Annotated in this window: 22 protein-coding genes and 1 other RNA gene; 12 read left to right on the top strand and 11 right to left on the bottom strand. The window is 56.5% G+C overall.

Features of this window, described 5'->3' with window-relative positions:
• Window positions 1-65: 65 nt before the first annotated feature.
• The 8 genes from RE428_RS20020 to smpB form a co-directional block, all read right to left on the bottom strand.
• Window positions 66-980, bottom strand: a complete 915-nt coding sequence (locus RE428_RS20020) for a hypothetical protein (protein ID WP_040882435.1) — start codon at window positions 978-980, stop codon at window positions 66-68.
• A 65-nt stretch (window positions 981-1045) separates the two neighbouring features.
• Window positions 1046-1735: an inovirus Gp2 family protein gene (locus RE428_RS20015; protein ID WP_004580400.1), complete on the bottom strand. Its 690-nt coding sequence runs from the start codon at window positions 1733-1735 to the stop codon at window positions 1046-1048.
• A 290-nt stretch (window positions 1736-2025) separates the two neighbouring features.
• Window positions 2026-2241: an AlpA family transcriptional regulator gene (locus RE428_RS20010; protein WP_040882437.1), complete on the bottom strand. Its 216-nt coding sequence runs from the start codon at window positions 2239-2241 to the stop codon at window positions 2026-2028.
• A gap of 349 nt (window positions 2242-2590) precedes the next feature.
• Window positions 2591-4186, bottom strand: a complete 1596-nt coding sequence (locus tag RE428_RS20005; protein ID WP_081614574.1) for an ATP-binding protein — start codon at window positions 4184-4186, stop codon at window positions 2591-2593.
• A 24-nt stretch (window positions 4187-4210) separates the two neighbouring features.
• Entirely contained in the window at window positions 4211-5422 is a 1212-nt protein-coding gene (locus tag RE428_RS20000; protein ID WP_004580403.1) for a tyrosine-type recombinase/integrase, read from the bottom strand.
• Window positions 5423-5597: 175 nt separating this feature from the next.
• Window positions 5598-5962, bottom strand: a transfer-messenger RNA (tmRNA) gene (ssrA, locus tag RE428_RS19995).
• Between the two features lie 93 nt (window positions 5963-6055).
• Complete coding sequence (locus RE428_RS19990; RefSeq protein ID WP_227500196.1) at window positions 6056-7468, bottom strand: wax ester/triacylglycerol synthase family O-acyltransferase; 1413 nt, start codon at window positions 7466-7468, stop codon at window positions 6056-6058.
• 204 nt (window positions 7469-7672) lie between these two features.
• Window positions 7673-8155, bottom strand: coding sequence for an SsrA-binding protein SmpB (smpB, locus tag RE428_RS19985; RefSeq protein ID WP_004580405.1), 483 nt, complete (start codon window positions 8153-8155; stop codon window positions 7673-7675).
• A gap of 441 nt (window positions 8156-8596) precedes the next feature.
• Here smpB and RE428_RS19980 point away from each other — a divergent pair, with 441 nt between their 5' ends.
• Genes RE428_RS19980 through RE428_RS19970 form a run of 3 tightly spaced genes read left to right on the top strand, consistent with a single transcriptional unit; the run spans window position 8597 to window position 11064 of the window.
• Window positions 8597-10276 (top strand): sodium-dependent transporter, encoded by a 1680-nt coding sequence (locus RE428_RS19980; protein WP_004580406.1) that lies wholly within the window; start codon window positions 8597-8599, stop codon window positions 10274-10276.
• A 57-nt stretch (window positions 10277-10333) separates the two neighbouring features.
• Window positions 10334-10777 (top strand): type II toxin-antitoxin system RatA family toxin, encoded by a 444-nt coding sequence (locus tag RE428_RS19975; protein ID WP_004580407.1) that lies wholly within the window; start codon window positions 10334-10336, stop codon window positions 10775-10777.
• A complete protein-coding gene (locus RE428_RS19970; RefSeq protein WP_004580408.1) occupies window positions 10774-11064 on the top strand; it encodes an RnfH family protein in 291 nt (96 codons plus the stop codon). The genes RE428_RS19975 and RE428_RS19970 overlap by 4 nt, the downstream gene beginning before the upstream one ends.
• Window positions 11065-11101: 37 nt before the next feature.
• On the opposite strand, the gene RE428_RS19965 is transcribed toward RE428_RS19970, so the two are convergent.
• Window positions 11102-11443, bottom strand: a complete 342-nt coding sequence (locus tag RE428_RS19965; RefSeq protein ID WP_004580409.1) for an outer membrane protein assembly factor BamE — start codon at window positions 11441-11443, stop codon at window positions 11102-11104.
• 121 nt (window positions 11444-11564) lie between these two features.
• Here RE428_RS19965 and fur point away from each other — a divergent pair, with 121 nt between their 5' ends.
• The gene (fur, locus tag RE428_RS19960; protein ID WP_004580410.1) at window positions 11565-11978 is read left to right on the top strand and encodes a ferric iron uptake transcriptional regulator; all 414 of its coding nucleotides are present in this window, start codon (window positions 11565-11567) and stop codon (window positions 11976-11978) included.
• Window positions 11979-12298: 320 nt separating this feature from the next.
• Here the strand turns inward: fur and recN are convergent, their stop codons facing one another.
• A complete protein-coding gene (recN, locus tag RE428_RS19955) occupies window positions 12299-13978 on the bottom strand; it encodes a DNA repair protein RecN (protein WP_004580411.1) in 1680 nt (559 codons plus the stop codon).
• Window positions 13979-14243: 265 nt separating this feature from the next.
• Here recN and grpE point away from each other — a divergent pair, with 265 nt between their 5' ends.
• The 7 genes from grpE to greA all read left to right on the top strand — a co-directional run bounded on the left by grpE (window position 14244) and on the right by greA (window position 24515).
• Entirely contained in the window at window positions 14244-14954 is a 711-nt protein-coding gene (grpE, locus tag RE428_RS19950; RefSeq protein ID WP_004580412.1) for a nucleotide exchange factor GrpE, read from the top strand.
• A 111-nt stretch (window positions 14955-15065) separates the two neighbouring features.
• Window positions 15066-16991, top strand: a complete 1926-nt coding sequence (gene dnaK / locus RE428_RS19945; protein WP_004580413.1) for a molecular chaperone DnaK — start codon at window positions 15066-15068, stop codon at window positions 16989-16991.
• A gap of 161 nt (window positions 16992-17152) precedes the next feature.
• A complete protein-coding gene (gene dnaJ / locus RE428_RS19940) occupies window positions 17153-18277 on the top strand; it encodes a molecular chaperone DnaJ (protein WP_004580414.1) in 1125 nt (374 codons plus the stop codon).
• Between the two features lie 113 nt (window positions 18278-18390).
• On the top strand, window positions 18391-19200 hold the full coding sequence (gene dapB / locus RE428_RS19935) for a 4-hydroxy-tetrahydrodipicolinate reductase (protein WP_004580415.1): 810 nt from the start codon (window positions 18391-18393) through the stop codon (window positions 19198-19200).
• 399 nt (window positions 19201-19599) lie between these two features.
• A complete protein-coding gene (carA, locus tag RE428_RS19930) occupies window positions 19600-20742 on the top strand; it encodes a glutamine-hydrolyzing carbamoyl-phosphate synthase small subunit (RefSeq protein WP_004580416.1) in 1143 nt (380 codons plus the stop codon).
• A 72-nt stretch (window positions 20743-20814) separates the two neighbouring features.
• Window positions 20815-24030 (top strand): carbamoyl-phosphate synthase large subunit, encoded by a 3216-nt coding sequence (gene carB / locus RE428_RS19925; RefSeq protein WP_004580417.1) that lies wholly within the window; start codon window positions 20815-20817, stop codon window positions 24028-24030.
• A gap of 5 nt (window positions 24031-24035) precedes the next feature.
• Window positions 24036-24515 (top strand): transcription elongation factor GreA, encoded by a 480-nt coding sequence (gene greA / locus RE428_RS19920; RefSeq protein WP_081614575.1) that lies wholly within the window; start codon window positions 24036-24038, stop codon window positions 24513-24515.
• An 83-nt stretch (window positions 24516-24598) separates the two neighbouring features.
• Here greA and yhbY read toward each other — a convergent pair whose 3' ends face one another.
• Window positions 24599-24910, bottom strand: a complete 312-nt coding sequence (yhbY, locus tag RE428_RS19915) for a ribosome assembly RNA-binding protein YhbY (protein WP_004580419.1) — start codon at window positions 24908-24910, stop codon at window positions 24599-24601.
• A gap of 204 nt (window positions 24911-25114) precedes the next feature.
• On the opposite strand from yhbY, the gene rlmE reads away from it, so the two are divergent.
• Window positions 25115-25747, top strand: a complete 633-nt coding sequence (gene rlmE, locus RE428_RS19910; protein ID WP_264673109.1) for a 23S rRNA (uridine(2552)-2'-O)-methyltransferase RlmE — start codon at window positions 25115-25117, stop codon at window positions 25745-25747.
• Window positions 25748-25772 lie beyond the last annotated feature (25 nt).

The following is a 25772-nucleotide window of genomic DNA, read 5'->3' as shown; positions in this document are numbered from 1 at the left end:
GGTTGAGATGATCAACTGCTCAGGCTGTCGAAGAATAAAGCATAGCCTTCCAGCGGCGTTTGTCTTCATTTGGCTATGTGCCATGGCAGCAGCTCAAGGCCACGATTGCCGCTGGTGGACTCAGGCAAATCTTCGCCAATCCTGGAAACCGAGTACGCCTGCTCATAGCGAAGATCATCAGCCTGCGAAATGCTGAGGGGCCGGAATGGCGTCCCTTCAGGTCCATACATGGCCACTGTCTTCACACCCTTCAATTGCCCAACGATCTTCAGGAAGGTTTGTCTATTCGAGTGGGGATAGTGACTTTCGATCATCCGTGAGACCTTGTTTTGCAGGATATCCCGCTCTCGTGTTGTCGCTGTGGGGATAATGAACGAATGCGGGCCGGGCCAGCTATCGGGATTCGCAGGCTGGACCCAGTCCCGTTGAACTCGTTGAATCAGCCGTCCTTGGCTTTGTGCGTTGAGAAGATCTCGCGAGACGCTCACTAGACATGTGAATGTTGGTGTGATCTGGAGCTCCCGGCCCGCTCCCTGATTTATCTCGACGTTCAGCAGCCGGAGCGCGGTTCTGACATTTTGCCGCCAGAACGATTGGCTACTGGCGATAGATAAGTATTCTGTCAGCGTCCCGAGTTGATTTTGAAAGTCTGAAGCAACGCATGGCACGCCTGGTAATATGATGGCAATCCAGTGAGGAGCGCGTCTGGGGTCGCTTTGCGAAGCAGGCATGGATTCCCTGTCAATCACCGATCGGAGTGCCGAGGCCCAGTTTCGAGCACGCCTTCGTTGGCAATCGGGACAGAATCGGTGATGACAGGCCAGCAGATGTGAATTGGTCACGACCCGTTCGAACGGGTAGCTTTTCATTCTTTGCCCGCACTCGCGAATCATTCTCGCCTGGTAGTCCGTGCCTTCATTTCCCTGAAAATACGCCGCGACTTCCGCAGCCGTTGGCGGTTGGTTCGGTTTGTTTTTCATGGGGATTACTCTTGTAGGTCAAACGGGGAGGCGCGAGGGGCTGAGAGTGAAAGTCGGCGGTCGATTCAGTTGCCACGCGTCCTGCTTGTGCCGAAGTTGTGGCTATTCAACCCAAAACGTTTGGTAGGGAGCTTTGCAAAGTAACTGATTCGATAGAATAGTTCGCTGTAATCTCCGCCTCTTCGAATCCGGTAGATAGGACTGGAAGAATCATCCCTGCCAGGAATGCTCACAAGCCCATCAGCGAGGCCTTGTTCGAGCCCAAGAGCACTATGCCAAGCGTTATCAATCATGCTGTAGAGGCTATTAGATTGAGGGTTATACTCGCCGAGGCCCCTAAAGGTCTGTTTATTTAAAAGCAGCACACAATGGTAGTGAGGCTTGCCTTCTTCGCCAAACTCTCGGACCCAGATATAATGCACGACTGTAGAGTGGAATCGGCTACCGCCCCTTTCTGTCTTACATTTCCTTGCTTTGATTCTTGCTTTCAATGAATCGATAAAGCGGCTGAAGATGGGTCTTCCTGATTGCCTCATCCAGTCAAACTGCATCGGAAGTCTTAACTCAACCCTGACAGCCATTATGGAACTGTGTTCATTTAATGCTGCCTGAATGGTTTCATCAATTCGTTGGAGATAGTTGTAAATATACGGGCCTCTTTGCCAAATGATTGGCATTCCATTGTAATCACGCCCGTAGTATATGCACAGGTTCGGATCTTGGTGATGCCTTTCAAGATATGGGACATTAAACATGATGATATCCTTAAAGCTTGATCAATGGGCACAGCAATGCCTAGATTACTTGCTCCAAATATAGAGGTATCTATTCATTGGTAATGTAACTGTTATATTGATAATCTTATTGTTACTTGACTAAGTAGACACTGATAAATAAATATTATTATTAACCTACATCCGGTTTGCCGATATATCCAGAATTTCGGGTTCAGCTTGCTCAGGCGAGCATTAGACTTTCAGAGCAGTGTTACTCTGCATAAATATCAAGTTAATTTTGGTAAGCGCTTATTTTCCGAGGGGATCGGTTAAGCAAATGAATTGCGGTTCATCGGGTGGTTTTTAATATCGCGGTTTTCAATTCTTTCAGTAATCCACTGGTGTACCTCGGCGTCAACCCAGCCTACCGATCGGCCACCAAGAGGGATAGGTTTTGGGAAAGTGCCCGCATCAACGTATTTATAAATAGTCGAACGGGCCAGGCCGGTCTTTTCGATAACGTCCTTAAGTCTTAGTACTTTCATTTTGTCCTCCAAAGCGTATGAGTTCAGAGGATCTGGCGAGCGTGTAAACAATAATAGATGCCAGTGTATCTATGGAGAGAAAATCTAAATATAGGCCTCCTGTTATATAAGCTATTGCAGTGGAAGCCGGCCTTTGTGGCCTGCTCGATTTTATAGCCTGGGGCGCTAATCGGTAATCGTTTACCTAGCCGTGTGTTCAATTCAGGCAGCAAAATTATGGGCGTGGCTGGGTTAGCGAGTGAGAGTAGGCAGACAACGGCCTCGCCAATTCGAGACGATTTCAGGGCCTTATCCGGCCTATTCTCGGGGCTAAGCCCAAAAAAAATTAATGAATTTCAAAAAAGATGTCTTAGACGTCGTCAATGTCGTCAGAGGTTTGAGTGGTCTCAATGACTCGGATCTCCCAAACAACGTTCGATCCTTGCTTTCCTAATGATTTGCAAAAGACACCTTCTTTCTTAAGTTTAGGGGCAATCTTTTTTAGTTCGGCACCAAATCTCCGCATACTTTTCGGCCATTCATCATGATCTTCAGCTGGAAGGCTTTTTATAAGCTCTTTGTACCAGTGCTTTAGTGGCTCTTTTATTTTAATTTCTGGATTTTCTGCCGCCCATGAAAGTAATGATCTAGCTACTACTGATTCGTCGATAATGTTGTCTATTATTTCTTCGTTTAAGGATTTTGAGGTGTCTATAAACATATCTACATCAATATCGAAATAGTTGCAGACTCCTGCGCCCGTTGATGTAAATGTATCGAAATATGTGTGACCGCCGATTTCATGCGATGCAAGGATAGAGCTTTTAAGTGTATCAGCAGCAATTTTGGCTAGTTCTAATAGCGCGTGTGGTTGATTTTCTAGAAATTGCTCCTTTATAAACCGAAAACTTTTTCCTTCTTCCAGAATTGGTAAATCAATCGATATGCTTTTTTTCGCTAGAAGTGGATGTGAAAGCATTGTAGATGTACTTACAACAATTACTGGATTTCTGTAATTGAAGGTCCAGGAATAACCTGAATTGCCGTGATTAACTTGACTCTGAATACCGCTTGTTAGTAGCTCAAAAATTCGCTTCTGTGTTGACTCCGGAAGATCGTCTGCATTATCAATTGCAATGATGTGATTGGCTTGCGAAATACTGAGGAGTTCCTTGGATGATTCCGGTACTCCATTTAACGGCTTTTCCGATGGATCTATAAGGCTTTTTATAATCCATGCGGCAGTGCTTTTTCCAGAAGTCTCTTCGCCAGTTATTTCCAGCGCGATCTGATCTCTTTCCGGAAACAGCGTGCAAACCATCCAAGTTATCACTGTACTGTAGCAATGCTCTGGAATATTGGTGAGGCTTAGTAAATGATTTAAACACGGAGATTTATGTGACAGCCATTCCGTGGTTTTGGGATCACCATTCCTCGCTGGATACCTGGCATGTGAGGGGCGATTCCAGTTAGTTATAAAGTCGATGGAGGAAAGGTTTGGCGGCCTGAAGAAGTCAACATCTATCGGGGGCAGGTCCTGTGGAGCCAGGCGGATTGTTGAGGCACCTTCTTCTGAGTACTGGATATAATTGGCGCCATCACCGAAATCTAAGAAATAAGCGTGCTGTCCTGAGCCAACTCTAAGGCTTATCTGGCTCGGAGTTGCGCCAGCTTCAGACTTAAGAATGCGCTTTGCGGTTTGAATTGCTGAATTGCTGAGGACAATGTTTTTATTGCGCAGCGCTAGGTCTGTAACCGTATTAAAAATCGCTTCCTCGTCAATAAAGAAGACCTTTCTCGATCCAGGATTAACGAGGTAAACATTTCCACTTTTGTGAAGACGCTTTTGCATAAAGGAGAGCGTGATGTCGACAATCGCCTTCACCTGATCGCTCTTCGTTGGGGATGTTAGCTTAGGGGCGTGAACTAGTGGCGCATTGTTGTTTGGATTCGCTGGGTTGCTCATCTTGTTTCTGGCTCACGATGTTGATTAAGGGGTGGAGTCAGGCGGGTGCCTGAGATTGTCTAGGTAATCTGCCCAAGCTTGCATCATTGATGTGCGATCATCCAGAAACTGTGTGCGGTTGTAGGCCCTGCCATGCATATCGGCAACCCGATGTCCTAGTTGCATCTCAATGAGGTGTACTGAGTACTTGAGCTCCTCCTGCAGCAGAGTTCGCGCCATAGCCCGGAAGCCGTGGGCCGTCATCTTGCCTCCGTACCCCATCCGATCCAATGCGGCTTTGATCGCCACGTTACTCATGGGGCGTTTCGCATCCCGGGCATTGGGGAATACATACCGGCTCCGGTGCTTGGTAACTGGTTCTACTTCCTTAAGGATGGCAACTGCCTGATGCGACAGGGGAACAATCAAGGGCGCGCCGTTCTTTGTGGTGGGTAGCTCCCACTGAGCCCTGTCGAAATCGATCTGCTCCCAAAGCATCTGTCTGGTGTCACCCGGGCGCGTAAACACCAGCGGCGAGAGCCTCAAGGCGGCTGACGTTGCAAAGTGGCCTTGATAGGTGTGGATGTCTTTGAGCAGTTGTGACACTTCATCGGGGCGAACCAGCGCGTGTTGGTGCTTCACCTGTGTGTTGGGTAAATAACCGGTCAGGTCGCGGGTGACGTCGGAGTCGACTCTCGATGTTGCAACTGCATACCGGAATACCAGGCTGATAAGGGTTTTGACCCTGTGGGCGGTCTCTGTGTTGCCTTTTTTGACAATGCCATCCAGGACCTGCAGGACATCTGCGGGCTGAATGGAGCGGATAGGGCGCCTGGCCAACAGAGGAAAAGTGTAGATTTCCAGTCTTCTCCAGTTCCGGACTGCGTGCGCCTCCGTTACTTCAACGGAGTGCTTCTGCTTGTACCAGTCTTCACAGAGCGTGCGAAAGGTATTCTCGCCGTCTGATACTCGCTGTGTAGACGCCCGCTGTCGGTGAGCGCTGGGGTCGGTGTTCTGCTGGAGTAATGCCCTGGCTTCATCGCGAGCTCGGCGAGCATCGGCGAGAGACACTTGTGGGTAACTGCCCAGCGATAGAGTCTTCTCGTTACCCGCAAAACGATACCTTAGCCACCAATATTTGGACTCGCCTTTGATGATCAGTGTCAGGCCGCCACCGTCTGCCAGCTTCCGTATCTTCTCGGAACCTTTGGCATTTTTCACTTCGTTAGCGGAGAGCTTATTAAGTTGGCGGGCCATGATTGTCCGTTTTGTGGGTAACGACTTCTGAAAAAGTGCTGTTACCCACAATGTTACCCACAAGTGAGCGTGGATGCCAATGGATCAACATGGATGTAGCAGGCATAAAAAAGCCCCGTTTCCGGGGCTTTAGGGCGTTTCAGTGGATCTCGCTGGACCTCCTGAAACTCTTGGTTGGTGGAGACGGCGGGAATCGAACCCGCGTCCGCCAGTACTCTGCCTTGAGATCTACATGCTTAGTTTCCTTCTATTGATTTAACCTCAAGCGGCCCGAAGGTCAGGGCGCAAGAGGCGAGCTCTTTATATCTTAGCTATCAGCCAGTGAGCTCTGACTGATAGAGCATCCTATAAGCGATGACGTCCTGGGATGTTGCTACTGGGTTATAGGCGCCCCAGCCAGGACGACCGGCAGCTTACGCTGCCAGTGCGTAGTTTTCGTCGTTTGCGACTATTTTAAAGCAGCTTTGGATTTACGAGATTCGCTGCCATCTCGACATGCACCCAAGGGTTCGCAACCGGCGTCGAAGCCATGTCGTCCCCCTTTGCATGAAAGTATATGGGGCCGAAGCTGGCGACTTCAAGGCTTAAATTGCAGACTGGCTCCGTATTTGCCCTTAGTTTTGGTTGTTTGGCCTATAACGATGCGGCGGCGCGGCGACGTTCTACCTGGGGATAGGTGCCGGGTTTGCCGGCAGCGCTTTGCAGGTCGGCAAAGCTCTGGGAGAAGGCGTCCATCACCCGAGCTGGGTCTACTGCCAGGTTCTTGTCGACAATGATGCCGAACTGCACGGTATCGGCGTAGCTGAAGATGCTAAGTCCGATACCGATACCGCCGGTCTGGGGCACCCAGAACATGGGTTGTGAGAGCCTGGCGCCCGCCAGGTACACGTGTTTGCGCGGACCGGGCACATTGGTCAGTACGGCTGACGCCTTGCGGCTGAGCAAGTTCAGTGCACGGCGTTCGAGAATGTCCGGCCCCTTGCCGAACAAGTCCAGCAGGCTATAGGTGACCTGTGCCTGCCAGGAGCGCTTCAGGCGGTTCATGTGGTCCTGCACTTGGCGAAAGCGCATGCGCGGACATGCCACGTCCACCGGAAGCGGTACCAGGACAAGGCCGAACTGGTTGCCCAGGGTTTCCACTGGTTGGCGTAAAGGCCGCAGGTTGAAGGGCACAGCCACACGGATACCGCAGTCCGGTGGTGTTTCGTTCTGGTCGATCAGGTACTGGTGAATGGCGCCGGTGGCCGCGGTCATCAATACATCATTGACGGTGCCCTTGAGCGCCCTGGCGGTATCCTTGACCTCTTTTAACGGCAATGGATCGGCCCATGCCACCCGCTTGCGACCAGTCAGCGAGCCTCGCAGTAACGTCGGCGGATCCGAGGGTGCGAGTGCGAGCTTGGCGCATTCCATTCCGATCTGGCCGCTGGTGCGCAGGAACTTGAATGCATAGGTTGGTTTTTCCTGGACGCTCTTGCGGAAATGCCAGAGCTGCTCGAGTCCAGTGGCAGCGCTGTGGCGCAGTTCCCTGGCGGCGCGGCGCAGCCGTTCCCAGCGCGTTTCTTTGTGGTATTCGACACGGGGGACGGAGTGCAGGTGGCGGCCAGGTGCTTCGTCAGTCAGGGCCATGAGCACGCGAACGAGCGAAATGCCGTCGGCGATGCAATGGTGAATGCGTACGATGAGCGCGCAGCCGTCCTGGTAGTTGTCGACATAGTGAATCTGCCAGAGCGGGCGGTAGGGGTTGAGCGGCGAGCTATTGAGGTCGCTGGCCATGTTCTGCAGTGCGTCCTGGTCCGCCTTCCCTGGCAGCGCGATGACCTGGATGTGATTGTCGAGATCGAAGGAGGGATCGTCCTGCCAGTAGGTGCGATCACCGATTTGGGTTACGGTTTGCCGAAACCGGCGAAAATGCAGGAAGCGTTCCTCCAGTACGTGGCGCAGGCGTACGAGCGAAATAGGCTCGTCGAACACCAGCACAACGCCGATCATCATGGGACTTTCAGGGGATTCCATCCGTAACCAGGATCGGTCAACGGAGGTCATTGGTGTTCTTGAGCGTGTCATAAGCCCTCTCTTCTTCCGTGGTTGAGAGGGTGAGCTGTCGAGTTGGACTTCAGGCTCAGGCTCAGGACATGTTCCCACCCGGAGCGCACCAGTATAGTTCCAGTGTGTGGACGTTAAAAGTGATTGCGGATGCGACGGAATGTGGGATTTCCAGGGGCCTCGCACAAGGCATTCGACAGCGGATCAGCCCTGGTTGACTTCTCGCAGGATACGCTGCTTCTGGCGGTTCCAGTCGCGTTCTTTTTCGGTCTGACGCTTGTCGTACTGCTTCTTCCCTTTAACCAGCGCGATCTCGCACTTGACCTTGTTCTTCTTCCAGTAGAGAGCCAGGGGTACGCACGTGTGGCCCTGCTGCTGGGTGGAGCCGATCAGCTTGCTGATTTCCTTGGCGTGCAGCAGTAGTTTACGGGTCCGTGTCGGGTCGGCGATGACGTGGGTAGAGGCTGCTACCAGCGGCGTAACGTGCGCACCGAGCAGGAAGGCTTCGCCGTCCTTGAGCAGGACATAGGCGTCCACCAGCTGGCACTTGCCCGCACGCAGGGATTTGACCTCCCAGCCCAGCAGGGCGAGGCCCGCCTCGAAGCGTTCCTCGATGTGGTACTCGTGTTTGGCTTTCTTGTTCAGCGCTATAGTGCTGCTGCTTGTGCCTGGTTTCTTCTTGCTCATGAATGCCTGGTCTATGGATTGGAAATGCGTCGGCTGACGGGTGTCCGTCCGGCGAAACGCAGCATTGTAGCCCAGTTCCGGGAATCGGGTCACGGGTGTGTCCCCGTGCGCCCCGTTAAAGGGTTGCCTGTGCGGCCTTCAATGGGTTATTGCGGCGACAGGTTTCGGATACAATGCCGCTGAGTAAATTGCCCTGAAAAAAACCGGCGGCAGAAGACCGTGCGGTACATTGGATGGGCGTGGTAATGGACTCCCCGGAGCCTCGGGACGAACACGAGGAAGCCGCAGCAACTGCAGCGCTCGCGACGTTTTTTTTGCTGCGTCCTCGTACGGATTCGTGCCCGCAGAGAGGCTGGCAACCGCAAGAACGGAATACTGCTGGTGCCTGCTCCAGGTTGTGCCCTGAAGGTCATTGCGCACGAATTATTCAGAGGCTCCTGAATGCTTGGACGTTATCAAACCCCGGTCGGCGGCTGGACGCATCGCACGACCTATTTCTGGGCCACTACCGGCGCCACTGTCGGGTTGAGTAATCTCTGGACCTTCCCCCATCTGGCCGGTCAGAACGGCGGCGGCGTCTTTATCCTGTTCTATCTGGCCTGCCTGCTCATTCTTACTTTGCCGTTGATGCTGACCGAATCGATCATTGGCCGCGGCGCCCGCCATGGTGCAGTCCTGGCCACTGATGAACTTGCTCGCGAAGCAGGGCAGCCTACGCGTTGGATCTGGGCCGGTCGGCTCAGTGTGCTGGCGGGTTTCCTGGTGCTTTCCTTTTACGCGGTGATCGGTGGTATTTGCCTGGCCTATGTGTTCTATGCCGCGTACGGCAAACTCGATGGCGCCTCCCCGGAGCAGTTGGCCGGCCTGTTAACGGCCCTGGTGCAACAGCCCGAGAACTATCGCTCGTTCATGGGCTGGCACGTTTTCTTTCTCGCGCTGGTGCTGGTGACGTCGATGCAGGGCGTTCGCTATGGTTTGGAGCGTGCCCTGCGCTTCGTGATGCCGACCTTCATCCTGCTGCTCGTGGCATTGTTCGCCTTTGGGGTCAGGAATGGGAACGTGCAGGGCGCGGTAAACTTTATGCTGGAGATGCGCCCGGAGGAGGTGACTTTCGACAGTGTACGGATGGCTCTCACCCATGCCTTCTATACCCTATCGTTGGGCACCGGTGTGTTGATTGTCTTCGGTGCCTATTCCGCCCCGACAACACCGTTGAAACGTTCGGTGCTCGCCGTGGCGCTGATGGATACGCTGATCGCGATCCTGGCCGGGCTGGTGATCTATACCTTCGTTTTCGCGAACCTGCCGGCCGGCGCTGACCCGATGCAGGGGTTCAGCCTGGTTTTCCTCGCCCTGCCGGAGAGCCTGGCCACGTTGCCCGGTGGTCAGTTCGTCACGACGGCTTTCTTCGTCACCATCGTGCTGGCAGCCTGGAGTTCCTCCATAGCGCTGTTGGAACCTGCTGTCGGTTGGTTGCAGGAGCGCGTCGTTTCCCCCCGGGGCTGGAGTGTCCTGCTGGTTGGCGCCGCGGCCTGGTTGTTGGGGCTGGTGAGCCTGCTCTCTTTCAATGCCTGGTCGGATATCAGCGTGCTGGGTGGTACGCCTTACCGTTGGATCGAAATGGTGACCAGCACGTTCCTGATTCCTATCGTCAGTGTGCTGCTGGCCTTCTTCGTCGGTTGGGCCTTGCCGGACGAACTCGCCTACCGACTATTGGGGCGCGGTCCGGGCTTTGTGAGGCATACCTGGCATTGGGTGATCCGTCTGCTGCTTCCGGCCGTTATCCTGTATATCGGCATCCACTATGCGATACAGTCCGGCGCATCGCTGTGCAGCGACGGTGGTGGCCCGTTCTGGTGTCACCCGCCGCAAGCGGGCGAGGATCTGCCGCACAAGGATGTCCCAAAGCTGGCACCTGAAGCTGATCCCGCGCCCGAAATCGAAGTTCCCCAAGGGGCGCCTGGTCCGGGGCAGTCTGACAACTCAGCCTCGGAGGAGCTTAGCCCGGAACAGGTAGTTCCCGGACCGGAAGAATCGGGTTCTTCCCGTCAGGCCAATCCGGGCGAGGTCGAGCACGATGGCGACCCATCCGGGGACGATATGCTTTATCATAGCGTCTGATTTTGCCGGCGTACCGGCTGTCCCATTTCCCAATTTGCAGGTTGCACTTACTTCCGCATGGCCCACGTCATCGAAAAGTCAGCTTTGGTCTGGCACTCCGCAGAGCAAATGTACGATCTGGTCAACGACATCAAGCGATACCCGGATTTCCTCCCCTGGTGTGCGGGTACGGAAATTCACGAGGAAAGCGACTTGCAGATCGTTGCGTCCATCGACGTAGCCAAGTCCGGGGTGCGTCATCGACTAACAACCCGCAACCGCCTCAACGCGCCTACCGAAATTCAGATGGCCCTGGTAGACGGACCGTTCAGCGATCTGGGCGGGGCCTGGGAGTTCCTGCCGTTGGATGAGGGAGCCTGCAAGGTGATCCTCAGGCTCCATTTCGAGTTCTCCGGGTCGCTGGCCCGCATGACTTTCGGTCGGGTATTCAGTCATGCGGCGAACACCATGGTCGATGCCTTCTGCCAGCGTGCCCATGTGGTATACGGAGGGAGGGCATGACGGCCTGGATTCGCGTGGAAGTGGCTTACGCGACGCCGGAGAAGCAGGAAATCCGCAGTCTCGAGGTGCCCGAGGGAACTTCCGCATTTGACGCGATACTCAAGTCAGATATCTGCAATGTCTTTCCGGAGATAGACCCGGAAGCGTCGGATATGGGTATTTTCGGCAAGGTGATCAAGACACCGAAAAGTCATGAACTGCGGGAAGGGGATCGAGTGGAGATTTATCGGCCGCTGAAGATTGATCCGAAGCAGGCCCGGTTGAACCGGGCGCGAAAAAAGCCCTGATGGGATTGTGTTCGCCCTTGATCCCGCAAGGTATGCCTCAGTACGCGGGCGTGTCCTCTAGCAGTTGCGCTTCGTAGTGTGAATAGCTATCGGCGTCATAGTAAACGATGACGCGCTGTTCCTTTATTTCGCCGCCGGCTTTTTGATAAGTGTAAACATAGTACTCGCGAGAGTCGTCGACCGGATTGAGCATGATCGGCGTGCCGAGAATGGCGTGGACCTGGTTTCGGGGCATGCCTTCCTCGAGCTGAGCCAGTGATTCGTCGTCGACGATATTGCCTTGCTGGACGTTGATCTTATATACACCGGGAAAGACGCATCCGGCCAGGAGGGAAATGGCCAGGAAGGCAACGGAGAGTAGGGCAGCGAGCTTTTGCATCAGGGGGTGAAATCCTCTATCTTGGAATGCTTGCCCGACGGCGATCCAATTCTTGGCGCGCCGTCGCTGCGCTGGCTATCATAACGGAACCAGACAGTTCACCAAAGAGCGAAAAAGCAGCATGTCATCCGAAAACGCTGAACTACGCAAGGTCGGTCTCAAGGTAACCCTGCCCAGGGTTAAAATTTTCAACATCCTTGAGAACTCTCAAGAGCATCATCTGAGCGCAGAAGATGTGTACAAGAAACTTCTCGAAGCCGGTGATGATGTGGGCCTGGCCACTGTCTATCGCGTGCTGACCCAGTTCGAGGCCGCGGGTCTCGTATTGCGCCACAATTTCGAGGGCGGCCATGCCGTATTCGAAATGGCGCGGGACGATCATCATGACCACATGGTCTGCACCGAGACCGGAGAGGTGGTCGAGTTCGTCGATGAGGTTATCGAGGAGCGTCAGCGCAAGATTGCCGAAGAGCATGGCTACGAGATTGTCGATCACAGCCTGATCCTCTACGTGAGGCCGATGAAGAAGCGCTGAGTGTCCGCTCGCTGATTTTGGAATGCCCATGGAGCCCTGAGGCTCTATGGGCATTTTACGTTTCAATTCCCGTAAATGCTTGCCTTCAGTCGTCGCCCTATCGGGCGCCCCTCTGCTTTGCGGGTCCGCCGCCGTTCAACGTCGACACCAATAGTGTGCTTTCTGTAGGCATGTTGCGCGCATCTCGCGAAATGCGGATTGCTTGCTGAGCGGCCGTCAAAAACAAAAAAAGAGGCAGGAAAAACCTGCCTCAGAAAACGCTCGGGGTTGAGCGTGGGGGAAATGTATGGTTCCAGCGGTATGAGCTGCCGCCACAGCAATCAATGGTGGGTTGCCTGCCCCTTCTGGAACATTTCCTGGGCATGGGCCAGGGTCTGCTCCGTCATATCCACGCCGCCCAGCATCCGGGCAACTTCGCGTATACGGCCATCGTCGTTGAGAGTTTCGATGCGCGAGAAGGTGGCATCCTGTTCGCTGAACTTGCTGACGAACAGGTGCTGGTGTGCCTGTGCGGCGACCTGCGGTAAATGCGTTACGCAGAGCACCTGGCCATTCTGGCCAAGCTGTCGGAGGAGTCGACCAACCACTTCGGCCGTGCCGCCGCCGATACCCACGTCCACCTCGTCGAAAACCAGGGTGGGGATGGTCGAGGTTTGTGCCACAACCACCTGGATAGCCAGGCTGATACGTGACAACTCACCACCGGAGGCGACCTTGCTTAGTGAACGGGCAGGTTGACCCGGGTTCGCGCTGATCAGGAACTCGATTTCCTCATTGCCCAGCGGTGCCGGATCGGCTTTCTCCTGGCGGGCGAGGCGGGTTACGAATTGCACCGACGGCATGCTCAGTTCGGCCAACTCCTCGGCGATACGGCCGTCGAGTTCGACGGCGGCCTTCTCCCTTTTGGCGGTTAGCGCGTCTGCCTTGGTTTGCCAGTCACCGCGCAAGGCTTCCACATCCGCTTCCAGTTTTTCCAGGCTGCCTTCACCGCCATCCAATTCATCCAGTTCGGATTGTAGTTGGGCGTGCAGCTCGCCCAACGTTTCGGGGGCGACGCGGTGTTTGCGGGCCAGTTCATAGAGGGTGCTCAGGCGGGTTTCCACTTCTTCCAGCCGGGCCGGATCCGCTTCGTAGTCTTCCACGAAATGACGCAGGTTGTTCCCGGCCTCGTTGAGCTGGATTTGCGCTTCGTTAAGCATTTGTAGGGTGTCAGCCAGCTGCGGAAGCTCTACCGGCAGTTGCTCCAATTGTTGTAGAGCCTGCTGCACCAGTTGGGCAGCGCTGGGTTCGTCCTCGCTGCATAGCAACGATGCCTGATGGCAGTTGCGCAGCACTGCTTCGGCATGGCCCAGCTGGGCCTGTTCGTTTTCAAGCTCGGCGAGTTCGTTTTCGCCCAGGGCCAGGCGATCCAGCTCTTCTACCTGATAGCGCAGCAACTGCAGGCGCGCATCATTCTCGTCTTTGTTGGATTGCAACTCGTTCAGTCGCTGGCGGGTCTTATGCCAATGCTTCCAGGCGGCGCGCGTTTCTTCGGCCAGCTTCTCGGCGCCGGCGAATTCATCCAGTAGTTTTCGATGCGTGTCTTTCTGCAAGAGCGATTGATGCTGGTGCTGACTATGGATGTCCATCAGCATGCCGCCCAGTTCGCGCAGGTCGGTCAGCGGGCAGGGCTGGCCGTTGATGTAGGCCCGGGAGCGACCGTCCTTGCTGATCACGCGGCGCAGGATGCAGTCGTTTTCGTCGTCGAGATCGTGCGCTTCCAGCCATTGGCTGGCTTCCGGAATCCGGCTGACATCGAAGCTGGCGGTTATATCAGCGCGCTTGGCGCCATGGCGGACGGCGCCCGCATCAGCTCGGCCACCAAGAACCAGCCCCAAGGCATCAAGAACAATGGATTTGCCGGCACCGGTCTCCCCGGTCAGGGTCGTCATGCCCTGGCGGAATTGCAGTTCGACGCGCTCGGCAATGGCGTAGTTGGCGACGATCAGTTGATTCAGCATGGTGGACTCCGGTTTTCCTGGCTTCCGTTGTTCAAGGTTGCATTAACAAGTCGGTATGAGTAATCGACTGTTCAGATATACAGTAGCTGTGAATATATACAGTGATTTTCCTGTGTGCAAGGTTTTCCTCTGCAGGAAAACCGGGATATGCGCACAGTAATCGAATGGCAACGGTTGAAAGCCTGGCCGATGGTCCCCATATCGCTGGCAAGCTATTGGACGAGGGCGGTTTCGCCCGTCAGAGATGATTGATCAGGAGTGACTGATGAGCGCAGAAGACACCCGCAAAGACCATCCCGAGGACGATTTGAAGGCGGTTCCCGAGGACGCGCTGGATCCGGCTCGTAGTGGGCGCAGCTCCGGCGAGCAGAAGGCGAAGGCAGAGGCCGACGAGGCTGGCTCCGATCAGGAGCGTTCGGAACAGGCTGGCGCCGATCAGGAAAAAGCCGAGCGGCCGGAAGGCAGCGGGCAGGGCCAGGAGATGAGCGAGCTGGAAGCGCTTCAAGCTCAAGTGGCGGAGCAGAAGGAGCTCGTCCTGCGCACCCAGGCGGAAATGCAAAACGTACGTCGCCGGGCGGAAATCGATGTCGAAAAGGCGCGCAAGTTCGCCCTGGAGAAATTCGTCAAGGAGCTCCTGCCGGTGGCGGACAGCCTGGAGAAGGCGGTTGAGAGCACCGAGGGCAAGGCCTCGTCCGATGAAGTCGTCGCCTCGATCCGGGAAGGTGCGGAGATGACTCTCAGTCTGTTCATGAACAGTCTCGAGAAGTTCAACGTGAAGCCGGTCTATCCTGTGGGCGAGCCGTTCGACCCGCAGCTTCACGAAGCGATGTCGATGGTGCCGGCGCCGGATGCGGAGCCGAACAGTGTCGTTGCATGCATCCAGAAGGGCTACACCCTCAACGAGCGCCTGGTGCGCCCGGCCATGGTTGTGGTTGCCCGTCCGGACGACACCGCAAAAATTGACGAACAGGCTTGAAAACGAACGGACCGAGCCAATATAGGCTGTAAACGGTAAGCAAACCGAGCCAAACCAAGAATTTATTTGCAAGCGAAGCAGATCAGCAGCTAAAGGAACTGGAGTCATTCAATGAGCAAGATTATTGGTATCGACCTGGGGACCACCAACTCGTGTGTAGCCATCATGGATGGCGACAAGGTCAAGGTGATTGAGAACGCGGAAGGCGATCGCACTACGCCGTCCATCATTGCGTACACCGAAGAGGGTGAAACGCTGGTCGGTCAATCTGCCAAGCGTCAGGCGGTGACCAACCCGAACAATACCCTTTATGCCATCAAGCGTCTGATTGGTCGTCGCTTCGAAGATAGCGTCGTGCAGAAAGACATCAAGATGGTGCCTTACAAGATCACTAACGCGGACAACGGCGACGCCTGGGTTGAAGTAAAAGGCAAGAAGATGGCGCCGCCGCAAGTCTCTGCGGAAGTGCTGAAGAAGATGAAGAAGACCGCCGAAGACTATCTCGGCGAAAAGGTGACCGAAGCGGTCATCACCGTTCCGGCCTATTTCAACGACAGCCAGCGTCAGGCGACGAAGGACGCCGGCAAGATTGCCGGTCTCGAGGTGAAGCGCATCATCAACGAGCCGACGGCTGCGGCCCTGGCCTATGGCCTGGACAAGAAGAGCGGTGACCGCAAGGTAGCCGTTTATGACCTGGGTGGCGGTACCTTCGATATCTCGATCATCGAGATTGCCGACGTTGACGGTGAGCATCAGTTTGAAGTGCTGGCCACCAACGGCGACACCTTCCTCGGTGGTGAAGACTTCGACATGAAGATCATCGAGTACCTGGCGGACCAGTTCAAGAAAGACAGCGGTATCGACCTGCGCGGCGATTCCCTGGCGATGCAACGCCTGAAGGAAGCTGCCGAGAAGGCGAAGATCGAGCTGTCCAGCAGCCAGCAGACTGATGTGAACCTGCCGTACATCACGGCGGACCAGAGTGGTCCGAAGCACATGAACGTCAAGCTGACCCGCGCCAAGCTGGAAGCGCTGGTTGAAGACCTGGTCGACCGCAGTCTTGAGCCGTGCAAGATCGCGCTGGCAGATTCCGGTGTCGACAGCAGCGAAATCGACGAGGTTATCCTGGTCGGTGGTCAGACCCGTATGCCGCAGGTCCAGGAAAAGGTTAAGAACTTCTTCGGTAAGGAAGCGCGTAAGGACGTGAACCCGGACGAAGCGGTTGCCATGGGTGCGGCGATTCAGGCGGCGGTCCTGTCAGGCGATGTGAAAGACGTGCTTCTGCTGGACGTCACTCCGCTGACCCTGGGTATCGAAACCATGGGCGGCGTGTCCACGGCGCTGATCGAGAAGAACACGACGATTCCGACCAAGAAGTCGCAGACCTTCTCGACCGCCGATGACAACCAGACTGCGGTAACCATCCATGTGGTCCAGGGTGAGCGTAAGCAAGCAAGCCAAAACAAGTCCCTGGGTCGCTTCGACCTGGCGGATATCCCGCCGGCGCCGCGTGGTGTACCTCAGATCGAGGTCACCTTCGATATCGACGCCAACGGTATCCTGAATGTGTCTGCGAAGGACAAGGCAACCGGTAAGGAGCAGTCCATCGTGATCAAGGCCTCGTCCGGTCTGAACGAGGACGAGATCGAGAAGATGGTCGCGGACGCCGAGGCCAATGCCGAGGACGATCGCAAGTTCGAGGAGCTGGTCCAGGCACGTAACCAGGGCGATGGTATGGTTCACGCCGTGCGCAAGACCCTATCCGAGGCCGGCGACAAGGTGTCGGAGCAGGAGAAGGAGTCCATCGAAGCCTCCATCAGCGAGCTAGAAGAAGCGCTGAAAGGCGACGATAAGGACGACATCGAAGCGAAGACCCAGAAGCTGACCGAAGCGTCTTCCGAGCTGGCGCAGAAGATGTACGCCGATCAGGCCGAGCAGGCGGGAGCCCAGGCTGAAGGCGAAGAAAGCGCCAAGTCCAGCAGCGACGACGCTGTCGATGCTGAGTTCGAAGAAGTGAAAGACGAAGACAAGCGGTAAGCGCGAGGTCTTCTTGAAAGTACGCAAAACGCGGGGAGCCAGCTTCCCGCGTTTTGCGCGTTTGATGGAATCATAAATTGCGGCCGCCGAAGCGGGCGGGCGCGGTTGTAAAGCTGTCACAAGGCTCCTCTGCAAGTGGAGCCTGAAATGGGTATCAGAACATGGCCAAACGCGACTATTACGAGGTTCTCGGCGTCTCGCAGGACGCGGATGAGAAAGAAATAAAGCGCGCGTATCGCAAGCTCGCGATGAAGTATCACCCGGACCGTAATCCGGATGACAAGGAAGCTGAAAACAAGTTCAAGGAAGCCAGTGAAGCCTACGAGATCCTGGCTGACGCGAGCAAGCGCAGCGCCTATGACCAGTTCGGCCATGCCGGCGTGGACGGTCAGGCCGGCGCGGGTGGCTTCGGCGGAGGCGGTGCCAGCTTCTCTGATATCTTCGGCGACGTTTTTGGCGATATTTTTGGTGGTGGCCGTGGTCGTAGCAACCGCGGTGCCGACCTGCGTTACACTCTCGAGCTGGACCTTGAAGAAGCGGTCAAGGGCACGACGGTGCAGATCAAGGTGCCCGGCCATGTCGAGTGTGACCTCTGCCATGGTTCCGGCGCCGAAAAGGGTAGCAAGGCGGAAACGTGCGGAACCTGTGCCGGTATGGGGCAGGTCCGTATGCAGCAGGGTTTCTTTGCCGTGCAGCAGACCTGCCCGACCTGTCGTGGTTCTGGCAAGGTCATCAAGAACCCCTGCAAGAAGTGTCATGGCGCGGGCCGTGTCGAGCAGCCCAAGACGCTCTCTGTCAAAGTGCCGCCCGGTGTCGATACCGGCGACCGCATTCGTCTGTCTGGTGAAGGCGAAATGGGAATGGATGGCGGCCCGGCTGGGGACCTGTATGTCCAGGTTGCAGTTAAAGAGCACTCCATCTTTACCCGCGATGGCCGTAACCTGTACTGCGAAGTGCCGATCAGCATCGTTGATGCGACGCTGGGCGGGGAGCTCGAGGTGCCGACGCTGGATGGTCGCGTCAAGCTGAAGATTCCGGCGGAAACCCAGACCGGCAAGCTGTTCCGATTACGGAACAAGGGGGTCACGCCAGTGCGCGGCGGTCCATCCGGCGATCTGCTGTGCAGGGTTATCGTAGAGACGCCGGTGAACCTGACCAAGCGGCAGAAAGAGTTGCTGGAAGAATTCCAGAAGACGCTCGATGGTCAGAATGGCAACAACCATGCGCCCCGTAAGACCTCCTGGTTCGAAGGTGTGAAAAGCTTCTTTGACGAGATGAAGTTCTGAGGTCTGTCAGCGGTGGCCGGCGGCAATGTGGTCGTGTGGCATGTCATTGCGGTATCGGGACGGCAACCAAGTCAGAACAGTAATTTAAAAGGGTCACCAGAAGGATGGTCACCATGAAAATAGCGATCATGGGCGCTGCCGGGCGTATGGGCAAAGTATTGATCGAGGCTGTATCTGAGGCCGACGGTCTTGAGTTGGGGGCGGCGATTGTCGAGCCTGGCAGCAGTCTGGTCGGGGTCGATGCCGGCGAAATGAGCGGTGTCGGCAAGTCCGGTGTCCTTATGATCGACGGCTTGGAAAAGGCCAAGGGCGATTTCGATGTGTTGGTCGATTTCACCTTCCCGGATCTGACCCTGAAGAACGCCCGGTTTTGTAGGGAGCACGGCAAGAGAATGGTGGTCGGCACCACTGGCATGAACGAGGCCGAAAAAAATGAGTTAAGCCAGGCTGCCGAAGATGTCCCCATCATGTTCGCACCCAACATGAGTGTGGGCGTAAATGTGGTTCTGAACCTGTTGCGTACCGCTGCCCAGGCGTTGGGCGATGATTATGATGTCGAGATCATCGAGGCCCATCATCGGCATAAGAAGGACTCGCCCTCCGGCACAGCGGTGCGCATGGGTGAAGTGGTGGCTGGCGCGCTGGGACGCAACCTGCAGGAATGCGCCGTTTATGGCCGTGAGGGTTTTGTCGGTGAGCGCTCCCGCACCGAGATTGGTTTTGAGACGATTCGGGGCGGCGATGTGGTGGGTGATCATACCGTCCTGTTTGCCGGTATCGGCGAACGCGTGGAAATCACGCACAAGGCGAGCAGTCGTATGACGTTTGCCAAGGGTGCCATGCGTGCAGCACTCTGGCTTGCGGACAAGCCGGCAGGTCTCTACGACATGCAGGACGTGTTGAATCTCAAGCAGGAGAGCTGAGTTCTCGGGGGTAGCACGTATGCCGCCACTTCGGCGGCTTTTGTCGTGGACAGAATAGGTCGAATTTTTTACAATAAGGCGGTTTAACTGCACCAAGCGTAGTTTGAAAATGACTTAGTGTTCGAAGCTAAGTATCAAAAAAGCGGGACGGAGTAACAATCTCCCTCTCGCTTTTTTGCGACCTGAATTTGCGCTTAGGGAACCTCTGATTCAGTCTGCGATAATTCCGGCTCACCCTGGAAGTTGGGATTGAGGCTTGCAGAAAGGTCAATAGACTGAATCAGAGGTTCCATCCTGTTCGTGACGTTGGGGTTACCTGTTCCCGTGGGTCAATGACCGTGGGGGCAGGAGAGGCCCGATTCGGAACTAACGATACGCCACTCGATGAGGATACAAGCCTTGAGTACACCCGCAATCCTTGCACTCGCAGACGGTAGCCTGTTCAAAGGGGTCGCCATCGGCGCCGACGGCGAAACCAGTGGCGAGGTCGTGTTCAATACCGCGATGACCGGCTACCAGGAAATCCTGACCGACCCATCCTATGCCCGCCAGATCGTCACGCTGACCTATCCCCATATCGGCAACACCGGTGTCAATGAAGAGGACGTCGAGTCCGATCGTATCCAGGCCGCCGGTCTGATTATCCGCGATCTGCCTTTGCTGGCCAGCAGCTGGCGTCAGTCGCGGCCGCTGGATGTCTACCTGCGTGATAACAACGTGGTGGGAATTGCCGATATCGATACCCGACGTCTCACCCGTATCCTGCGGGATAAAGGCTCCCAGAACGGCGCCATCGTAGCGGGCGCGGATGCGACCGAAGAGCGGGCGCTGGAGCTGGCGCGGGCCTTCCCGGGGCTCAAGGGAATGGACCTGGCCAGGGAGACCGGTAGCCAGACCAGCTACAAATGGAGCCAGACTGCGTGGTCCCTGGCGGAAGGTTACGGCGAGCAGGCGGCGCCCAAGTATCGCGTTGTCGCCTACGACTACGGCATCAAGTTCAACATCCTGCGCATGCTGGCCTCCCGTGGCTGCGACATCACCGTTGTGCCGCCGCAGACCCCGGCCTCTGAGGTGCTGGCGATGAATCCGGATGGGGTTTTCCTGTCCAATGGTCCGGGCGATCCGGAGCCTTGTGACTATGCCATCAAGGCCATCGGCGAAATCCTCGAGACCGACGTGCCGGTGTTCGGCATCTGTCTCGGTCACCAGTTGCTGGCGCTCGCCAGTGGCGCCAAGACCCATAAGATGGGGCACGGGCACCACGGCGCCAACCACCCGGTGCAGGATCTTGAAGACGGCACGGTAATGATCACCAGCCAGAACCATGGTTTCGCGGTGGATGAGTCCAGCCTGCCAGAAAACCTGATCGCCACCCACAAATCCCTGTTTGACGGCACTCTCCAGGGGGTCCGCCGGAAAGACCGACCGGCATTCAGCTTCCAGGGCCATCCGGAAGCCAGTCCGGGTCCTCACGACGTGGCGCCGCTGTTCGATACCTTTATCCGCCTGATGGATGAAGGGGCAGCCTCGAAGACGGCCTGAGGGCCCAGGACCGCCGCGCCGACGCGGCACGCGCTGAAGACTGATTTAAGCTGCTGACAGGTTTACGACGAAATGCCAAAACGTACTGATATCAAGAGTATCCTGATCCTGGGCGCCGGCCCCATCGTGATCGGGCAGGCGTGTGAATTCGACTACTCCGGGGCCCAGGCCTGCAAGGCGCTGCGTGAAGAGGGTTATCGGGTGATCCTGGTGAACTCCAATCCGGCGACGATCATGACCGATCCGGCCATGGCCGATGCCACGTATATCGAGCCGATCACCTGGAAAACGGTCTCCAAGATCATCGAAAAGGAGCGTCCCGATGCGCTTCTGCCGACCATGGGCGGCCAGACGGCCCTGAACTGCGCCCTGGATCTGGAAAAGCACGGTGTTCTGAATGAGTTCGGCGTGGAAATGATCGGTGCCAACGCCGACACGATCGACAAGGCCGAAGACCGTGATCGCTTCGACAAAGCGATGAAGGCCATCGGCCTCGAGACACCGCGCGCCTCCATGGCCCACTCAATGGAAGAGGCACTGCAAGTACTCGACAGCATCGGTTTCCCCTGCATCATTCGTCCTTCCTTCACCATGGGCGGTTCCGGCGGCGGTATTGCCTATAACCGCGAAGAGTTCGAGGAAATCTGCGAGCGCGGTCTGGACCTGTCACCGACCAACGAATTGCTGATCGATGAATCGCTGATCGGCTGGAAGGAATACGAGATGGAAGTGGTCCGCGACAAGGCGGACAACTGCATCATCGTTTGTGCCATTGAGAACTTCGACGCCATGGGCGTCCATACCGGCGATTCCATCACCGTCGCGCCGGCGCAGACGCTGACCGACAAGGAATACCAGATCATGCGGAACGCCTCCCTGGCGGTCCTGCGTGAGATTGGCGTGGAAACCGGCGGCTCCAACGTGCAGTTCGGTATTCATCCGGAAACCGGCCGCATGGTCGTCATCGAGATGAACCCGCGGGTCTCCCGCTCCTCGGCACTGGCCTCCAAGGCGACCGGCTTCCCGATTGCCAAGGTCGCGGCCAAGCTGGCTGTTGGCTATACGCTGGATGAGCTGCGCAACGACATCACCGGCGGCATTACGCCGGCGTCGTTCGAGCCGAGCATCGACTACGTCGTTACCAAGATTCCCCGGTTTACCTTCGAGAAATTCCCGCAGGCGGACGCGCGCCTGACCACCCAGATGAAGTCCGTGGGTGAGGTCATGGCAATCGGTCGTACCTTCCAGGAGTCCATGCAGAAGGCCCTGCGCGGCCTGGAAGTAGGCTCCGAAGGCTTCGAAGAGATGGTTGACGTCAATACCCAGGACGGCCGCGAAACGCTGATCCAGGAGATGAACGTGCCGGGCGCCAGCCGCATCTGGTATATCGGCGACGCCTTCCGGGCGGGTATGACCGTGGACGAAGTCTATCGTCATACCCATGTCGATCCCTGGTACCTGGTGCAGATCGAGGACCTGATCAAGGAAGAGGCTGCGCTCAAGACCGCCGGCAAGACGGACATCGATCACGCGACCCTGTTCCGTCTCAAGCGTAAGGGCTTCTCCGATGCGCGCCTGGCCAAGCTGCTGAGTATCTCCGAAGCGAGCTTGCGCAAGCATCGTCATGACCTGGATATCCGGCCGGTCTACAAGCGCGTCGATACCTGTGCCGCGGAGTTCGCATCCGATACGGCCTACATGTATTCCACCTACGAGGAAGAGTGTGAGGCGGACGTTTCCGATCGCGACAAGATCGTCGTGATCGGTGGTGGCCCCAACCGGATCGGGCAGGGCATCGAGTTCGATTACTGCTGCGTCCACGCTGCCCTCGCCATGCGCGAGGACGGTTACGAGACCATCATGATCAACTGCAACCCGGAGACGGTATCGACGGACTACGACACGTCCGACCGCCTCTACTTCGAGCCGATTACCCTCGAAGACGTGCTTGAGATCGTGAATATCGAAAAGCCCAAGGGCGTGATCGTCCAGTTCGGCGGCCAGACGCCGCTGAAGTTGGCGCGCGGCCTTGAGGCGGCGGGTGTGCCCATTATCGGAACGACGCCGGATGCGATCGATCGTGCCGAAGACCGTGAGCGCTTCCAGCAGATGATCAACCGCCTGAACCTGCGCCAGCCGGACAATGCAACTGTTCGCAGTCACGAAGAGGGCGTGATGGCGGCGCGGGAAATCGGCTATCCGCTGGTTGTACGCCCATCCTACGTATTGGGTGGCCGGGCGATGGAAATCGTCTATGACGAGGTGGAGCTGGTGCGCTACATGCGTAACGCTGTCCTGGTCTCCAACGATAGCCCGGTATTGCTCGATCACTTCCTCAATGCCGCTATTGAGGTGGATATCGATGCGGTCAGCGACGGCAAGGACGTGGTGATCGGCGGTATCATGCAGCATATCGAGCAGGCTGGCGTGCACTCTGGCGACTCTGCCTGCTCGTTGCCGCCCTACACCTTGCCCAAGGCGGTTCAGGACGAGATGCGCGAGACCGTGCGCCGCATGGCGATCGAGCTGGAAGTGGTTGGTCTGATGAATGTCCAGCTTGCCTGGCAGGACGATACCATCTACGTGATCGAGGTGAATCCGCGGGCATCGCGGACCGTGCCTTTCGTATCCAAGGCGATCGGTGTTTCCCTCGCGAAGGTGGCAGCGCGCTGCATGGCGGGGCGTTCCCTCGCGGAACAGAACTTCACGGATGAGGTGGTGCCGAAGTATTATGCGGTGAAGGAGTCCGTCTTCCCGTTTAACAAGTTCCCTGCCGTCGATCCCATCCTTGGACCAGAAATGAAGTCTACAGGGGAGGTTATGGGGCTTGGGGACAGCTTCGATGAGGCCTTCGCCAAAGCCGCGCTGGCGTCCGGCGAACGATTGCCGGAAAAAGGCACCGCCTTCATCTCCGTGCGGGATGTGGACAAGGGTGGCGCTATCAAGGTGGCGCACGACCTGATTGATGCCGGATTCCGTGTGGTGGCTACCACCGGTACTGCGCAGGCATTGCGTGAAGCGGGCATCGACGTTGAGCGGGTCAACAAGGTGCGCGAGGGTCGCCCGCATATTGTGGATGCCATCAAGAACGGCCAGATCCAGCTGATTATCAACACGACAGAAGGGCGCAAGGCGATTTCCGACTCGGCCCAGATTCGCCAGTCCGCCTTGCAGCATAAAGTGACATACACCACCACGCTGGCCGGTGGCGAAGCCTTTTGTCGTGCCATTAAATTTGGACCGGAGCGGACCGTGCGCCGGCTCCAGGACTTACACGCAGGAATTTGAACGCTATGAACAATCGAGTGCCGATGACAATCAACGGCGAGGCGCGTCTGCGCGAGGAGCTGAAGAAGCTCAAGAGCGAAGACCGTCCCCGGGTTATCGAGGCCATTGCGGAAGCCCGCGAACATGGCGACCTGAAAGAGAATGCGGAATATCACGCAGCGCGTGAACAGCAGAGCTTCATCGAAGGCCGGATTCAGGAAATCGAGGGCAAACTGTCTGCCGCCCAGATCATCGATGTGACCAAGATGGAAAACACGGGCAAGGTGATCTTTGGTGTGACGGTCAAGCTGATCAATGTCGATACCGATGAGCAGGTTAGCTACCAGATTTGCGGTGAGGACGAGGCGGATGTGAAGGCGGGCAAGTTGTCCGTCACGTCGCCCATTGCCCGGGCCCTGATCGGCAAAAGCGAAGGCGATGTCGTGGCCGTACGTGTACCGTCGGGGACGGTCGAGTACGAAATCGAGGCTGTCGAACACCTCTGACGTCTCCGCCAAACGCAAGAAAGCCGGCGGAAGCCGGCTTTCTTGTTTATGGGCGCCTTAAAACTTTGCTCGGGACTGGAGCTTCAGTTTTTGTGGCGCTGCAGGTTGGACAGTTTGGGGTTAGGTTCTTTAGCGCGGCGCAGGATGATGGCTACCTTGCCGATCATTTGTACCAGCTCTGCGCCGGATTCCGCACACAGCGCTTCGATGGCTTCGCGGCGTTCTTCGCGATCCGGACTGGCAACCTTGACCTTGATGAGTTCATGGTCGTTCAGGGCTCGGTCCAGTTCCTGCTGCAGGCCTTCGCTCAGGCCTTTGTCGCCGATGATGACGACCGGCTTGAGATGGTGGGCAATAGCGCGGTACTCCCGGCGCTGTTCCGGCGACAGGCTCATAATTCAGTCTCTTTATGGATGCAATTTAAAATTCTCGGGCGGCAGGGCACGGGGCTATCCCGTATAATCTGCAGCTAATCCGTATTATCGGCGAATTGTAGCAGTTGCCCGGCGCCCGTTGAATTGCAGTCAGTACGTATCATCAGGCAGCGCCGGTGCATGATTCGCACGGTTCGCGCAGCGTTGCTACTCCCGGGGAGGAAAATTTTGGCGCGCTCCAAGTCCAGTAAACGCTGGTTGAAAGAACATTTCGACGATGAGTATGTCAAACGTTCCCAGGTTGAGGGTTATCGTTCCAGGGCCAGCTACAAACTGATCGAGCTGGATGACAAGGATCGCTTCTTCCGGGCTGGTCAGACGGTGGTCGATCTGGGCGCCGCGCCAGGCGGCTGGTCCCAAGTGGCCATGGATCGCGTCGGGCACAAGGGTCGGGTAGTCGCGAGCGATATCCTGGATATGAACCCGATCGCCGGTGTGGACTTCGTTCAGGGGGATTTTACCGAGCAGTCTGTACTCGATGCCTTGCTTGAGGTGCTCGGGGATGAGCGTGCCGACGTTGTAATCTCCGATATGGCCCCCAATATGAGTGGTATGCCGGCGGTCGATATCCCGAAGGCTATGGACCTGGTGGAGTTGGCCCTGGATATGGCCAAGCAGGTCCTGAAACCGGAAGGCGTGTTCGTCGCCAAGGTGTTTCAGGGCGAGGGTTTTGATGCCCTTTTGCAGGATATGAAGATGAATTTTCGTTCAGTGGCGAGCCGTAAGCCAGGGGCGTCCCGCTCCAGGTCCCGGGAAGTTTACCAAGTTTGCCGGGGCTTTAAGGGCGAACAGGCGTGAAAGTCGGAAGTTGACGCCAAGGCTG

The sequence above is a fragment of the Marinobacter nanhaiticus D15-8W genome (assembly GCF_036511935.1).
Lineage (GTDB): Bacteria > Pseudomonadota > Gammaproteobacteria > Pseudomonadales > Oleiphilaceae > Marinobacter_A > Marinobacter_A nanhaiticus.
Note: the sequence above shows the minus strand (reverse complement) of the source record. Positions and strands in the feature narration are given on the sequence as shown.

What these genes read in the sequence shown, in the direction of transcription:
- RE428_RS20020 (WP_040882435.1), bottom strand. Translation starts at nt 980, where the DNA reads ATGAAAAACAAACCGAACCAACCGCCAACGGCTGCGGAAGTCGCGGCG.
- RE428_RS20015 (WP_004580400.1), bottom strand. Translation starts at nt 1,735, where the DNA reads ATGTTTAATGTCCCATATCTTGAAAGGCATCACCAAGATCCGAACCTG.
- RE428_RS20010 (WP_040882437.1), bottom strand. Translation starts at nt 2,241, where the DNA reads ATGAAAGTACTAAGACTTAAGGACGTTATCGAAAAGACCGGCCTGGCC.
- RE428_RS20005 (WP_081614574.1), bottom strand. Translation starts at nt 4,186, where the DNA reads ATGAGCAACCCAGCGAATCCAAACAACAATGCGCCACTAGTTCACGCC.
- RE428_RS20000 (WP_004580403.1), bottom strand. Translation starts at nt 5,422, where the DNA reads ATGGCCCGCCAACTTAATAAGCTCTCCGCTAACGAAGTGAAAAATGCC.
- RE428_RS19990 (WP_227500196.1), bottom strand. Translation starts at nt 7,468, where the DNA reads ATGACCTCCGTTGACCGATCCTGGTTACGGATGGAATCCCCTGAAAGT.
- smpB (WP_004580405.1), bottom strand. Translation starts at nt 8,155, where the DNA reads ATGAGCAAGAAGAAACCAGGCACAAGCAGCAGCACTATAGCGCTGAAC.
- RE428_RS19980 (WP_004580406.1), top strand. Translation starts at nt 8,597, where the DNA reads ATGCTTGGACGTTATCAAACCCCGGTCGGCGGCTGGACGCATCGCACG.
- RE428_RS19975 (WP_004580407.1), top strand. Translation starts at nt 10,334, where the DNA reads ATGGCCCACGTCATCGAAAAGTCAGCTTTGGTCTGGCACTCCGCAGAG.
- RE428_RS19970 (WP_004580408.1), top strand. Translation starts at nt 10,774, where the DNA reads ATGACGGCCTGGATTCGCGTGGAAGTGGCTTACGCGACGCCGGAGAAG.
- RE428_RS19965 (WP_004580409.1), bottom strand. Translation starts at nt 11,443, where the DNA reads ATGCAAAAGCTCGCTGCCCTACTCTCCGTTGCCTTCCTGGCCATTTCC.
- fur (WP_004580410.1), top strand. Translation starts at nt 11,565, where the DNA reads ATGTCATCCGAAAACGCTGAACTACGCAAGGTCGGTCTCAAGGTAACC.
- recN (WP_004580411.1), bottom strand. Translation starts at nt 13,978, where the DNA reads ATGCTGAATCAACTGATCGTCGCCAACTACGCCATTGCCGAGCGCGTC.
- grpE (WP_004580412.1), top strand. Translation starts at nt 14,244, where the DNA reads ATGAGCGCAGAAGACACCCGCAAAGACCATCCCGAGGACGATTTGAAG.
- dnaK (WP_004580413.1), top strand. Translation starts at nt 15,066, where the DNA reads ATGAGCAAGATTATTGGTATCGACCTGGGGACCACCAACTCGTGTGTA.
- dnaJ (WP_004580414.1), top strand. Translation starts at nt 17,153, where the DNA reads ATGGCCAAACGCGACTATTACGAGGTTCTCGGCGTCTCGCAGGACGCG.
- dapB (WP_004580415.1), top strand. Translation starts at nt 18,391, where the DNA reads ATGAAAATAGCGATCATGGGCGCTGCCGGGCGTATGGGCAAAGTATTG.
- carB (WP_004580417.1), top strand. Translation starts at nt 20,815, where the DNA reads ATGCCAAAACGTACTGATATCAAGAGTATCCTGATCCTGGGCGCCGGC.
- greA (WP_081614575.1), top strand. Translation starts at nt 24,036, where the DNA reads ATGAACAATCGAGTGCCGATGACAATCAACGGCGAGGCGCGTCTGCGC.
- yhbY (WP_004580419.1), bottom strand. Translation starts at nt 24,910, where the DNA reads ATGAGCCTGTCGCCGGAACAGCGCCGGGAGTACCGCGCTATTGCCCAC.